This is a genomic window from Methylobacterium sp. WL69, assembly GCF_008039485.1.
Classification (GTDB): domain Bacteria; phylum Pseudomonadota; class Alphaproteobacteria; order Rhizobiales; family Beijerinckiaceae; genus Methylobacterium.
This window is the reverse complement of the sequence record NZ_VRUZ01000034.1, coordinates 1-12,320: the sequence shown is the minus strand read 5'-3', so window position 1 is coordinate 12,320 and position 12,320 is coordinate 1. Positions and strand designations below refer to the sequence as shown.

Annotated in this window: 13 protein-coding genes; 8 read left to right on the top strand and 5 right to left on the bottom strand. The window is 71.2% G+C overall.

The window, feature by feature from the left end; genetic code table 11:
- Nucleotides 1-10 precede the first annotated feature (10 nt).
- Together arfB and FV218_RS11525 are read right to left on the bottom strand one after the other, a co-directional pair.
- Nucleotides 11-433, bottom strand: a complete 423-nt coding sequence (arfB, locus tag FV218_RS11530; protein WP_147709809.1) for an alternative ribosome rescue aminoacyl-tRNA hydrolase ArfB — start codon at nucleotides 431-433, stop codon at nucleotides 11-13.
- Nucleotides 434-457: 24 nt separating this feature from the next.
- Nucleotides 458-733, bottom strand: a complete 276-nt coding sequence (locus FV218_RS11525) for a BolA family protein (RefSeq protein WP_056087187.1) — start codon at nucleotides 731-733, stop codon at nucleotides 458-460.
- Nucleotides 734-884: 151 nt separating this feature from the next.
- On the opposite strand from FV218_RS11525, the gene FV218_RS11520 reads away from it, so the two are divergent.
- From FV218_RS11520 to FV218_RS11500, 5 genes are all read left to right on the top strand, one after another.
- Nucleotides 885-1,511 (top strand): DnaJ domain-containing protein, encoded by a 627-nt coding sequence (locus FV218_RS11520; protein WP_056087190.1) that lies wholly within the window; start codon nucleotides 885-887, stop codon nucleotides 1,509-1,511.
- 243 nt (nucleotides 1,512-1,754) lie between these two features.
- Complete coding sequence (gene cobS / locus FV218_RS11515) at nucleotides 1,755-2,738, top strand: cobaltochelatase subunit CobS (protein WP_056171938.1); 984 nt, start codon at nucleotides 1,755-1,757, stop codon at nucleotides 2,736-2,738.
- Nucleotides 2,739-2,745: 7 nt separating this feature from the next.
- Nucleotides 2,746-3,264, top strand: a complete 519-nt coding sequence (locus FV218_RS11510) for a DUF29 domain-containing protein (protein WP_348642027.1) — start codon at nucleotides 2,746-2,748, stop codon at nucleotides 3,262-3,264.
- A complete protein-coding gene (gene cobT, locus FV218_RS11505) occupies nucleotides 3,261-5,168 on the top strand; it encodes a cobaltochelatase subunit CobT (protein WP_056087198.1) in 1,908 nt (635 codons plus the stop codon). Before FV218_RS11510 ends, cobT begins: the two co-directional genes overlap by 4 nt.
- A 134-nt stretch (nucleotides 5,169-5,302) precedes the next feature.
- Complete coding sequence (locus tag FV218_RS11500) at nucleotides 5,303-5,980, top strand: DUF2268 domain-containing putative Zn-dependent protease (RefSeq protein WP_246685080.1); 678 nt, start codon at nucleotides 5,303-5,305, stop codon at nucleotides 5,978-5,980.
- 46 nt (nucleotides 5,981-6,026) lie between these two features.
- On the opposite strand, the gene FV218_RS11495 is transcribed toward FV218_RS11500, so the two are convergent.
- The 3 genes from FV218_RS11495 to rpmB all read right to left on the bottom strand — a co-directional run bounded on the left by FV218_RS11495 (nucleotide 6,027) and on the right by rpmB (nucleotide 7,530).
- Nucleotides 6,027-6,584, bottom strand: coding sequence for a TetR/AcrR family transcriptional regulator (locus FV218_RS11495; RefSeq protein WP_147709807.1), 558 nt, complete (start codon nucleotides 6,582-6,584; stop codon nucleotides 6,027-6,029).
- Nucleotides 6,581-7,054: a nuclear transport factor 2 family protein gene (locus FV218_RS11490; RefSeq protein WP_147709806.1), complete on the bottom strand. Its 474-nt coding sequence runs from the start codon at nucleotides 7,052-7,054 to the stop codon at nucleotides 6,581-6,583. The genes FV218_RS11495 and FV218_RS11490 overlap by 4 nt, the downstream gene beginning before the upstream one ends.
- Nucleotides 7,055-7,224: 170 nt before the next feature.
- Nucleotides 7,225-7,530: a 50S ribosomal protein L28 gene (gene rpmB, locus FV218_RS11485; protein WP_056087207.1), complete on the bottom strand. Its 306-nt coding sequence runs from the start codon at nucleotides 7,528-7,530 to the stop codon at nucleotides 7,225-7,227.
- Between the two features lie 284 nt (nucleotides 7,531-7,814).
- On the opposite strand from rpmB, the gene FV218_RS11480 reads away from it, so the two are divergent.
- From FV218_RS11480 to FV218_RS11470, 3 genes are all read left to right on the top strand, one after another.
- A complete protein-coding gene (locus FV218_RS11480; protein WP_147709805.1) occupies nucleotides 7,815-8,693 on the top strand; it encodes a DUF3108 domain-containing protein in 879 nt (292 codons plus the stop codon).
- Nucleotides 8,694-8,700: 7 nt separating this feature from the next.
- On the top strand, nucleotides 8,701-9,039 hold the full coding sequence (locus FV218_RS11475; protein WP_056087214.1) for a hypothetical protein: 339 nt from the start codon (nucleotides 8,701-8,703) through the stop codon (nucleotides 9,037-9,039).
- 68 nt (nucleotides 9,040-9,107) lie between these two features.
- Nucleotides 9,108-12,320: helicase-related protein (locus FV218_RS11470; RefSeq protein ID WP_147709804.1), on the top strand; the 3,213-nt coding region annotated here is incomplete at its 3' end.

Sequence of the window (12,320 nt, the reverse complement as noted above, 5' to 3'; positions counted from 1 at the left end):
GGAGCCGCGGTCACCCGTCGCCGCGGTCCCCGCGCAGGCGCTTGGTGTCGCCGCGCTTCGACTTGTCCTCGAGGCGCCGCTTCTTCGAGGCCAGCGTCGGGCGGGTGGCCCGGCGCGGGGTCGGCGGCACGGCGGCCTCCGCCACCAGGGCGGCGAGGCGCTCGCGGGCATCGGCCCGGTTGCGGTCCTGGGTCCGGTGCTGCTGGGCCGAGATGACGATGACGCCGTCCAGGGTCAGGCGCCGGCCGGCGAGGCGCATGAGCCGCACCGCCACGGCGTTGGGCAGGGACGGCGAGCGCCGCGCGTCGAAGCGCAGCTGCACGGCGGTGGAGAGCTTGTTGACGTTCTGCCCGCCCGGCCCCGAGGCGCGCACGAAGGTCTCGTCGAGCTCCGCCTCGTCGATGGCGATCTGGGGCGTGCACTGAAGCGCCACGGCAGCGGTCTCCGACCCGAGGGATCAGGCGGCTTCGGACGGCGTCCGCGCCCGCACGGCGAGGGCGTGCAGGCCGCGCTTGAACGCCGGATCGAGGGCGCCGTTGACGATGCGGTGGCGCTCGACCCGGCTCTTGCCGTCGAAGGCCGCCGAGACGACGTCGAGGCGGAAATGCGTCTCGCCCTCGGGCCGCGCCCCGGAATGGCCCGCGTGCAGGTGCGATTCGTCGATCACGTCGAGATGCGTCGGCGCGAGCGCGCTCCGCAGGGTCTCGTCGATCCAGTCCCTCATGGTCGTCATCGTGCGGTCTCCTCCGGCCGGATGGGCGGCCCCGTGCGGCGCCCGCCTGTTCGGGCTTCGCGCGCCGCTCCCGTCAACCCCCGATGTCCGCATGCGGCATCAGGCCCGGCGCCCTTGTGTCTGCGACCCGCCCTCTCATAATCGCCCCATCATGGATCTCAACTCGCCCCTGTTCGACAGCATCCGCATCAAGCCGTCCTGCGACGAGCCGAAGAAGGCGTCGGCGCAGGGCTGCGACACGCCCGGCTGCAAGAACCCCGGCCTCTACCGCGCCCCCAAGGGCCGCAAGGCGGAGGGCCAGTACTGGCGCTTCTGCATGGACCACGTGAAGGCCTACAACGCCACGTACAACTACTTCGACGGCATGAACGACGCCGCCGTGCAGGCCTTCCAGAAGGACGCCATCATCGGCCACCGCCCGACCTGGGCCATGGGGGTGAACCCGGCGACCGCCGCGGCGAAGCCGAAGCCCGAGGCCACCCGCGACTGGGCCTACGTCGATCCCCTCGACATCCTGCGCGCCGAGGGCGTGGGCGAGACCGCCCGGCGCAAGCGCGAGCCCGAGCCGCGCCGGCCGCGCCATTCGGCGGCCACCCTCAAGGCCCTGGACGTGCTGGGCCTCGACGAGAACGCCGATTCGGCGGCGATCAAGGCGCAGTACAAGGTGCTGGTGAAGCGCTTCCACCCCGATGCCAACGGCGGCGACCGCTCGTTCGAGGAGCGCCTGCGCGACATCATCCGCGCCCACGATGCGCTCCGCGCCGCCGGTCTGTGCTGAGCGCGGCACGAACCCTGCGTGGTTTTGCCGGTCCGTCGGGTCCGATCCGGGGCGGCAATCGGCGCAAGCCGCCCTATATCGTGCCGGATCACGTCTCTTTCGTGTGGCATCCACCCTTGGCGTCCCCCGGCGCCGTCCCCTAGATGACGGGGCGAACGCGGCTCTGCACGGGCCGCGCCCCCTCTCGCCCGACACAGCCCCGCGTGTTCCGGCCCCGCCGGCGCCCGCTCCACGAGGTCCCGTATGCTCTCTGACGTCTCGCCCGCCTCGCTGCCCGACCGGACCGTCTCCGTGCGCGAGGCCTTCGGCATCGATCTGGACCTCATGGTGCCGGCCTTCACGAAGACCGACGAGCATGTGCCCGACCTCGACCCGGACTACATCTTCGACCGCGAGACCACCCTCGCCATCCTGGCGGGCTTCGCCCGCAACCGCCGCGTCATGGTCACCGGCTACCACGGCACCGGCAAGTCGACCCATATCGAGCAGGTCGCCGCGCGCCTGAACTGGCCCTGCATCCGGATCAACCTCGACAGCCACGTCTCGCGCATCGACCTCGTCGGCAAGGACGCCATCGTCCTGCAGGAGGGCAAGCAGATCACCGCCTTCCAGGACGGCATCCTGCCCTGGGCCCTGCAGAACAACGTCGCCCTGGTGTTCGACGAGTACGATGCCGGCCGGCCCGACGTGATGTTCGTAATCCAGCGCGTCCTCGAACTCTCCGGCCGCCTGACCCTGCTCGACCAGAAGCGGGTCATCCGCCCGCACCCCGCCTTCCGCCTGTTCGCCACCGCCAACACCGTCGGCCTCGGCGACACGTCGGGCCTCTATCACGGCACCCAGCAGATCAATCAGGGCCAGATGGACCGCTGGTCCATCGTCACGACCCTGAACTACCTGCCCCACGACCGCGAGGTCGACATCGTCCTGTCGAAGGCCCTGCACTACCAGCGCGACGGCGGCCGCGAGATCGTCAGCAAGATGGTCCGCGTCGCCGATCTCACCCGCAACGCGTTCATGAACGGCGACCTCTCCACCGTCATGAGCCCCCGCACGGTGATCACCTGGGCCGAGAACGCCGACATCTTCCAGGATATCGGCTTCGCCTTCCGGGTGACGTTCCTCAACAAGTGCGACGAGCTCGAGCGCACCCTGGTGGCGGAATTCTACCAGCGCGCCTTCGGCAAGGACCTGCCCGAGAGCGCGTCGAACGTGGCCCTGAGCTAGGGAATCTTTGGCGGAGGACGCGATGGGCGAGCCAGCTTGGAAGGGCGATCCGACCGATGGAGGATTGTCCGTCGGCGGGACGCGCTACGAGGACGACCTCTACACCTGGGTGCAGGAGCAGGTCGCCCTGCTCCGGGCCGGGAGGGTCGATGCGCTCGACCTCGATCATATCGCGGAGGAGCTGGAAGGGTTGTCGAAGGGCGAATTCGCCAAGCTCCAAAGCGCCCTGCGCGTCCTCGTGATGCACATGCTGAAATGGGACCAGCAGCCCGAGCATCGCACCCCGAGCTGGATCTTCTCGATCCGCGAGCAGCGTCGGCGGTATGCGCGGATTCTGGCAAGCAACCCCGGCCTCAAGCCCCGCATCGACGAGGCTTTGGGCAACGCCTACCCGGACGCGCGCGATTGGGCTTCCGATGAGACCCATCTTCCGCCGGACGAATTTCCGGACGAATGCCCTTACGAATGGGACGACATCCTGAACCGGCCCTTCGATTTCGACTCAGTGAAAAAGCAGCGCCCGTGAGCATCTCCAACCGCAAAGCCGGCGACCGCCGCGAGCCCGTCGCCGAGCCCCTGAAGCGCTCGGTGGCAGGGTGCCTGCGCGCCATCGCCAAGCGCTCCGAGATCGAGGTGGTCTATGCCAGCGACCGCCCGGCGCTCACGGGCGACAAGGCGCGTCTGCCCGAACCGCCGCGCAAGCTCACCGCGGCAGACGTGGCGATCCTGCGCGGCAACGCCGATTCCATGGCCCTGCGGCTCGGCTGTCACGACGTCGCCGTCCACCGCCGCCTGGCGCCCGAGAATTCCGGGGCGCGGGCGGTGTTCGACGCCGTCGAGCAGGCCCGCGTCGAGGCCATCGGCGCACGCCGGATGTCGGGGGTGGCCTCCAACCTCTCGGCCATGCTGGAGGACCGCTACCACCGCGGCGGCAAGTACGAAGAGATCACCGACCGGGCCGACGCGCCCATGGAGGACGCCGTCGCCCTGATGGTGCGCGAGCGCCTCACCGGACAGGCGCCACCGCCGGCGGCCCAGAAGATCGTCGACCTGTGGCGCGCCCATATCGAGGACAAGGCCGGGCCGAACCTCGACGGGCTCATCGGGACGCTGGAGAATCAGCGCGCCTTCGCCCGCTCCGTGCGCGATCTCCTCACCTCCCTCGACATGGCCGACGAGACGCCGTTCGACCCCGAGGACGACGACAACGACGACGACGAGGGCGAGTCCCAGGACGACGAGCAGACCCCGAGCGAGGGCGAGGCCGAGGAGCAGTCCCAGGGCGACCGCGCCGAGATGGAGGTCTCGGAAGAGGCCTCCGACGACCTCCAGGAGGGCGCCACCGAATCCGCCGACGCGCCGTCGGGCGAGCTGCCGGAAGAGGCCGAGAACGCCGAATCGGAGGAGGCCTCGGAAGCCTGGCGTCCGCCCTCGTCGCGGGGCAACGAGGCGCGCGGCCCCGAATACAAGGTGTTCAATCCCCGCTTCGACGAGGTGATCCACGCCGAGGAGCTCTGCGACGCCGAGGAACTCGCGCGCCTGCGGACCTACCTCGACAAGCAGCTCGCCCATCTCCAGGGCGTGGTCGGGCGCCTCGCCAACCGGCTGCAGCGCCGGCTGCTGGCCCAGCAGAACCGGGCGTGGGACTTCGACCTCGAAGAGGGCCAGCTCGATCCGGCCCGCCTCGTCCGCGTCGTCACCGACCCGTTCCAGCCCCTCTCCTTCAAGCAGGAGAAGGACACCAACTTCCGCGATACGGTGGTGACGCTCCTGCTCGACAATTCGGGCTCCATGCGCGGCCGGCCGATCACCGTGGCGGCCACCTGCGCCGACATCCTGGCGCGGACCCTGGAGCGCTGCGGCGTGAAGGTGGAGATTCTGGGCTTCACCACCCGCGCCTGGAAGGGCGGGCAATCGCGCGAGGCGTGGCTGGCCTCGGGCAAGCCCAACGCCCCGGGCCGCCTCAACGACCTGCGCCACATCGTCTACAAGTCCGCCGACGCCCCCTGGCGCCGGGCGCGAAAGAATCTCGGGCTGATGATGCGCGAGGGGCTTCTCAAGGAGAACATCGACGGCGAGGCCCTCGACTGGGCCCACAAGCGCCTCATCGCCCGCCCCGAGCAGCGCAAGATCCTCATGGTGATCTCCGACGGCGCGCCGGTCGACGATTCGACCCTCTCGGTCAATCCGGGCAACTACCTCGAGCGCCACCTGCGCTGGATGATCGAGGACATCGAGACCCGCTCCCCCGTGGAGCTCCTGGCCATCGGCATCGGCCACGACGTGACGCGCTACTACCGCCGGGCCGTGACCATCATCGACGCCGAGGAACTCGGCGGCGCCATGACGGAGAAGCTGGCGGAGCTGTTCGAGGAGGATGCCGGCGGCGGCACGTCCCGCAAGGCCGCACGGGCGGGCGGACGGCGCTAGACCGCTCCTGCACGCGGTTTCAGCCGCGTCCGGCCACACGCGGACGTTGCGGGATCGGTTCCGGTCGGTCAAACTCGGTGCTCTCTCACCTGGGCATCGAAACCGATCCGGACTTGGCGATTTCGAACTTGGCGATGTCCAACTTGGCGATGACGTGGCACCTGCACTGGCTCGAAGCCTCGGGCGACCTCGGACCGTGGCGCGACGCGATCACCGCGGAGGTGGCGGTCGCCCGCCGCGCCATCGCCGGCCTGATGCCCCTGCGGCCCCTCGACATCCTCGTGCAGCGCCACGCCGGCGGAGTGATTCCCGAGACCGGCACGGGCGGCCGGGCCTACCATGCGGGCCTGTTCGCCCTGACCATCGACCCCGCCAATCCCAACTTCGAACGCGCGCTGACGGACGGGGACATCCACCGGACCGTGGCGCACGAGGCGCATCACTGCCTGCGCATGGCCGGACCCGGCTACGGCTGGACCCTCGGCGAGGCCCTGGTCAGCGAAGGGTTGGCGGGCCGGTTCGTGCAGCGCCTGTTCGGCTCGGACCCCGAACCGTGGGAATGCGCCGTCGACGACGCCGCCCTCGCGGCCCATCGTCCCGATGCGGCAACCCTGGCGGCGCGCAGCCACGATCACGCGGCGTGGTTCTACGGCATCGGCGGCCGGTATCCGCGCTGGCTCGGCTACACCCTCGGCTACCGGATCGCGGGCGACTGGGTGCGGGCCAATCCGGATGCCGACGGCGACACCTGGGTGAACGTCCCGGCCGACGCGGTCCTCGCGGCGGCCCGTGGCCGTACCCTGGCGGCCTGAGCGGACGGGCACGAGACGTGCCCGCACGGAGTCCCGCGCGCCTGGATCACGGCGCCCCGCACAGCCGCCGCTCCAGGCGGCCGAGCAGGCGCGCAAACACGCCCGGATCGTCGAGGGCACGGGCGAGGACGAGGCCGCCCTGGATCGCCAGGACGGCGTCCTCGGCCAGGGTCTCCGCCTCCGCCCGGCCGGCGCGCTTCAGTGCTCCCGCCAGGGCGTCCCGCCACGCGGAAAAGTACCCGGCGATCCGCTCCGCGAACCGGTCGCGCCCGTCCGACAGGGCGAAGGCGCCGACGAGGCAGACCCTTCGCCCAGAGCGGAAATACGCGTCGGTCTCCGCCAGCATGCGGCGGATGGCGGCGTGCGGGTCGGGATCGTCGCGCAGGGCCGAGTAGATCTCAGCCTCGAACCACGCGCCGATGCTATCGAGGACGGCGTCCGCCATCTCGGCCTTGCCGCCCGGGAACGCGTGGTAGAGGCTGCCCTTGCCGAGCCCGGCGCGTTCGCCGAGGAGGGCGAGGCTGGCGCCCGCGTAGCCGTGCTCGCGGAACACCTCGGCCAGGGCGGGGATCGCGGCCTCCCGCGCGCCGACGGGCTTCGTCACAGCCCGAGTTCGGTTAGCCCGGGATGATCGTCCGGGCGCGGGCTCGAGGCGTCCCAGCGGAACAGGCGCTCCGATTCGGCGATGGGCCGGTCGTTGATGCTGGCATGGCGCACCCGCATCAGGCCGTGGGCGTCGAATTCCCAGTTCTCGTTGCCGTAGGCGCGAAACCACGCCCCCCCGGCGTCGTGGAACTCGTAGGCGAAGCGCACGGCGATACGGTCGTCGCCATGGGCCCAGATCTCCTTGATCAGCCGGTACTCGTGCTCGCGCGCCCACTTCGCCGTCAGGAACGCCACGATGGCCGGGCGGCCCTCGAAGAATTCCGAGCGGTTCCGCCAGCGGCTGTCGGCCGTGTAGGCCAGGGCGACCTTTTCAGGGTTGCGGCCGTTCCAGCCGTTCTCGGCGGCGCGGACCTTCTCGATCGCGGTCAGCTTGGTGAACGGCGGCAGGGGCGGACGGGCGTCGGACATGCGGGCTCCTCGGGCGCCGATTCGCCGGCGCTGTACCGATCGGTACAATTTATGTGGAGCAGGGTCAATCCGAAGGTCTGCGAACACGACGAAGCCGCCGCCCGCATTCAAGCGGACGGCGGCTTGGAGATGGAATCACATGGCCCGGCCCGAGGGCCGGCCCGCCGGCCTCAGGCGGCGACGGGGGTCTCGACCTCGGCGAGCTTCTTGTGCAGCTCGCGCTTGATCAGGCGGGCCGTCTGCGACAGCTCGATCTCCCGGGCCTTGATCAGGAAGGCATCGAGGCCGCCGCGGTGCTCCACGGAGCGCAGGGCGTGGGCGGTGACGCGCAGGCGTACCCGGCGCTTGAGGGCGTCCGACTGCAGGGTGACCTGGCACAGGTTCGGCAGGAACCGGCACTTGGTCTTGCGGTTCGAGTGGCTCACGAGGTGGCCGGTCTGCACGGCTTTGCCCGTGAGTTCGCAACGGCGCGACATAATTTGACTTCCCGGTTCGTTCCGCGTGTCCGACAGGGCGATGGCGGGACACCCGGAAAAGGGTCTCACGCACGCCAAGCCCGGTGGAGCGGCGTTCTCATTGAAGGCGCGAGCCTATAGGGGAAGGGTGCCCCCGCCGTCAAGGCAGCGTGCGTTTTTTCGCACGCGGCACGGTCAAGCTGACCGCCCTCCAACGATGTGTTAACCATGGGGGCGGACGATGCCGGAATGCGGACCCGGACGCGTCTCGACCGGGCATCCTCGCCAGCACCCGAGTTCCTCACATGTGCGCCATGCGCCTCCTCAGCGCCAGCCTCCTCTCCGTCGCGGCCCTCGCCCTGGCGATTCCGGCGGCCCAGGCCCGCCCCAAGGCGGCCGCCCCGGCCAACGTCACCGTGGATTACGGCATCGCCCTCGCGGGCATCCCCATCGGCACCGCCCAGGTGACGGGGGCCTTCGAGAGCACGCGCTACCGCATGGACGTCTCGGCCCGGCTCACGGGCCTCGTCGGCGCGGTGACGGGCGGCATGGGCTCGGCCCGCGCCAGCGGCCTCATCGCCACCGGCCCGCAGCCCAGCGCCTTCGCCATTTCCACGAAGACCTCGAATTCCGGCATCGCCGTGCGCATGGCCCTGGCGCGCGGCACCGTCACCCAGGCCGAGATCACCCCGCCCCTCGTCGACATGGGCGACCGGGTGCCGATCACGGCGGAGAACAAGCGCGGCGTCATCGATCCGGCCAGCGCCCTGATGATGCCGGCGGTGGCGCGGGGCGAGCTCATCGACCCGGCCAACTGCAACCGCACCCTGCCGGTCTTCGACGGCGCGACCCGATTCGACGTGGTGCTGAGCTACGGCGAGACCCGCGCCGTCGAGAAGCCGGGCTATGCCGGGCCGGTCCTCGTCTGCAACGCCCGCTATCAGGCCATCGCCGGCCACCGGCCCGACCGGCCGGGGGTGAAGTTCATGGAGGACAACCGCGAGATGTCCGTGTGGCTCGCCCCCGTGGAGGGCACCCGCGTGCTCCTGCCGATCCGCATCTCCGTGCGCACCACCATCGGCACCAACATCATCGAGGCGACGCGCTGGGCCCGCAGCGGCGGTACCACCACGGCCGAGGCCGCCCCGGCCGGAACCTTCGCGAGCCTCGGCGACCAGCGCTGACACGGGCATGCGCGGCGTCCTCGCCCTCGTGGCCGTTCTGGCCGCCGGCCCCGTCCTCGGTGCGCCCCTGAGCACGGACGACGCCGGCTGCGGCGGCGACGCCTACTCGTCCGCCGAAGTGGTGAAGGGCCGCTCCCGGCGCGGACCGCTCACGGCCGTGCCCGACACCCTCTGCGCCGATCTCGCGGCGCCCCCGGGCCGGACCCGCATCGAGATCTACGGCGTACCGGGTGTCCCGGGCGGCGGTTACGACGCGGGCCGACTCGGCCGTGATGGGCTTGGCGGCGACGGGGATGGCGCCCCATATGAGCGTCGCCTGCCACGTCGCCCGCGCCGGGACGACTGACCGGGCCTCTCCCGCGCGACACGCTTATCGTCGCCGGCCTGTCTCGCCGAAGGGACCGCCCCGCGCCCATGCTCCGCCCCTCCCTCCCCCCGCAGGCCCGCGCACGCGGCGTCACGGCGGTGCTCGGGCCGACCAACACCGGCAAGACCCACCTCGCCATCGAGCGGATGCTCGCCCACCCCACGGGCATGATCGGCCTGCCCCTGCGGCTGCTGGCGCGCGAGGTCTACCTGCGCGTCGTCGCCAAGGTCGGGGCCGACAAGGTCGCCCTGGTCACGGGTGAGGAAAAAATAAAACCCGACCGGCCGCGCTACTGGATCTCCACCATCGAGGCGATGCCGCGGGACCTCGACGTCGCCTACGTGGCCATCGACGAGATCCAGCTCGCCGCCGACATGGACCGGGGCCACGTCTTCACCGACCGCCTGCTGCACCAGCGCGGCCGCGAGGAGACGTTGCTCATCGGCTCCTCGACCATGCTGCCGCTCGTCCAGTCCCTCATCCCCGGCGTGCACACGACGACCCGCCCGCGCCTGTCGAAACTCACCTTCGCGGGTGAAAAGAAGCTCGGGCGCCTGCCCCGGCGCACGGCCATCGTGGCCTTCTCGGCGGAAGAAGTTTACGCCATCGCCGAGCTGATCCGGCGCCAGCGCGGCGGGGCGGCGGTGGTGCTCGGCGCCCTGTCGCCGCGCACCCGCAACGCCCAGGTCGAGCTCTACCAGTCGGGCGAGGTCGATTACCTCATCGCCACGGACGCGGTGGGCATGGGGTTGAACCTCGACGTCGACCACGTCGTTTTCGCGGCGAACTGGAAGTACGACGGCACGCGGTTCCGCAAGCTCACGCCCCCGGAGATGGGCCAGATCGCGGGCCGCGCCGGGCGCCACCTCTCCGACGGCACCTTCGGCTCCACCGGGCGCTGCGCGCCGTTCGAGCCCGAGATGATCGAGGCCCTGGAGACCCACGATTTCGAGCCCCTGCGCGTCCTGCAGTGGCGCAACCCGGACCTCAACTTCTCGTCCCTGAAGGCCCTGCAGGAGAGCCTGGACGAGCACCCGCGGGAACGCGGCCTCACCCGGGCGCCCATGGGCGAGGACCAGTCGGCCCTGGAAATCCTCATGCGCGAGGACGACATCCGCGACATGGCCTCCACGCCCGCGAACGTGAAGCGCCTGTGGGACGTCTGCGGCGTGCCGGACTACCGCAAGGTCCATCCCCAGACCCATGCCGACCTCGTCGCCCAGCTGTTCCGCTTCCTCATGCGGGGCATGGCCGGGCGCATCCCCAACGACTGGTTCGCCAAGCACGTCGCCATGATCGATCGCACCGACGGCGACATCGACGCGCTCTCCCAGCGCATCGCGCAGGGGCGGACCTGGACCTTCGTGGCGAACCGGCCGGATTGGCTCATCGATCCGGTGCATTGGCAGGGCGAGACGCGTCGGGTAGAGGACAGGCTGTCCGACGCCCTGCACGAGCGCCTTGCCAGCCGTTTCGTCGATCGGCGTACCAGCGTCCTGATGCGGCGCTTGAGAGAGAATACGATGTTGGAAGCTGAGATCACCGCCGGCGGGGACGTTACCGTCGAGGGACAGCATGTCGGCCATCTGCATGGCTTCCAGTTCGTCCCGGACCCCGGCGCGGAGGGGCATGAGGCCAAGACCCTCCGCAGCGCGGCCGAGAAGGCGCTCGCCGGCGAGATCGAGGCCCGCGCCGAGCGGTTCTCGGCGGCCGCCGACGCGTCCCTGGTCCTCAGCCACGACGGCGTCGTGCGCTGGACCGGCGATCCGGTGGCCAAGCTCGTCCCCGGCGACAAGCTGTTCGAGCCGCACGTGCGCCTGCTCGCCGACGAGCAGCTCACGGGTCCGGCCCGCGACAAGGTCGAGGCCCGCCTCGTCGCCTGGGTGAAGGCCCACGTGGTGCGCCTGCTCGGTCCCCTCATGGAGATCGAGACGGCGGCCGACCTCACCGGCCTCGCCAAGGGCATCGGCTACCAGGTGGTCGAATCGCTGGGCGTCCTCGAGCGGTCCAAGGTGATGCACGAGATGCGCACCCTCGATCAGGAGGGACGCGGGGCGCTCCGCCGCCACGGTGTGCGCTTCGGCGCTTACCACATCTTCCTGCCGGCCCTGCTGAAGCCGGCCCCCCGCACCCTCGCGGCCCAGCTCTGGGCCCTGAAGAACGGCGGCCTCGACCAGCGCGGCCTCGACGAGATCGCGCATCTGGCGAGCTCCGGCCGCACCTCCATCAAGGTCGATCCCGAGATCGCCAAGGGCCTCTACCGCGCCGCCGGCTTCCGGGTGTGCGGCGAGCGCGCCGTGCGCGTCGACATCCTGGAGCGCCTGGCCGACCTCATCCGCCCGGCCATCGCCTATCGCCCCGGCACCACGCCGGGCGAGGCGCCCGTGGGCAGCGCCGATGGCGACGCCTTCGTGGCCACCGTGGGCATGACCTCCCTGGTCGGCTGCTCGGGCGAGGATTTCGCCTCGATCCTGAAGTCCCTCGGCTACGCCGCCGAGACTCGGCCCGGCCCGGCCATCACCGTGCCGCTGCTGCCGGCGGCCGCGACCCAGCCGGTCCAGGCCCCTACCCCGGCGCAGGATGCGGCCGGCGACGGGACCGCGGGCGATGAGGCTCCGGCCGACGACGCCGCAGGTACCACGGAGACGTCCCCGGCGGCCGAAGGCGGCACGGAGGGCGGGGAGTCGGTGACGGCCGAAACGCCCGCCGAGATCGAGGAGCCGGCCGTCGCGCCCGGCTCCACGGCCGACGCCGTCGCTACGCCGGACGTCGAGAACCCCATCGAGGCGACGCCGCCCGAGTCCACGCTGGATTCGTCCGAGGCGACTGCGGCGCAAACGCCGGACGGGACCGCCGAGCCGGCGGCTCCGGTCGAGGAGGCCGCCGCGACGGAGGCATCGCCCGAGCCCGTGGCGGAGGCCGCGAGCCTCGCCGGCTTGACCGAGGAGGCTCCTGAGACGGCCCCGGCCGACGGCGCTTCGGAGCAGGTCTCCGAGGGCCAAGTCTCCGAGGGCCAAGTCTCCGAGGACCCAATCCCCGAGGACCAAACGGCCGAAGGCGGCACGGTCGAAGGCGAAGAAATCCCCGCCGAGATCGCCACCGTCGAGGTCTGGCGGCTCCAGCGCCAGCAGCGCAGCGCCCCGCGTCAGAACCGCCCGCGCGGCGGTGGCCGCGACCGGGACGGTGCGCCGGCGAGCCGCGCCCCCGGCGAAGGCCGGCCGGACCAGCGCCGGCAGGCCGGGGCCCCCGACGGACAGGCC

Bases quoted from the DNA above. Each gene is read 5' to 3' on its own strand.
- FV218_RS11525 (WP_056087187.1), bottom strand. From the start codon at position 733: ATGACGACCATGAGGGACTGGATCGACGAGACCCTGCGGAGCGCGCTC.
- FV218_RS11490 (WP_147709806.1), bottom strand. From the start codon at position 7,054: ATGTCCGACGCCCGTCCGCCCCTGCCGCCGTTCACCAAGCTGACCGCG.
- FV218_RS11480 (WP_147709805.1), top strand. From the start codon at position 7,815: ATGTGCGCCATGCGCCTCCTCAGCGCCAGCCTCCTCTCCGTCGCGGCC.
- FV218_RS11475 (WP_056087214.1), top strand. From the start codon at position 8,701: ATGCGCGGCGTCCTCGCCCTCGTGGCCGTTCTGGCCGCCGGCCCCGTC.
- FV218_RS11500 (WP_246685080.1), top strand. From the start codon at position 5,303: ATGTCCAACTTGGCGATGACGTGGCACCTGCACTGGCTCGAAGCCTCG.
- FV218_RS11520 (WP_056087190.1), top strand. From the start codon at position 885: ATGGATCTCAACTCGCCCCTGTTCGACAGCATCCGCATCAAGCCGTCC.
- cobS (WP_056171938.1), top strand. From the start codon at position 1,755: ATGCTCTCTGACGTCTCGCCCGCCTCGCTGCCCGACCGGACCGTCTCC.
- rpmB (WP_056087207.1), bottom strand. From the start codon at position 7,530: ATGTCGCGCCGTTGCGAACTCACGGGCAAAGCCGTGCAGACCGGCCAC.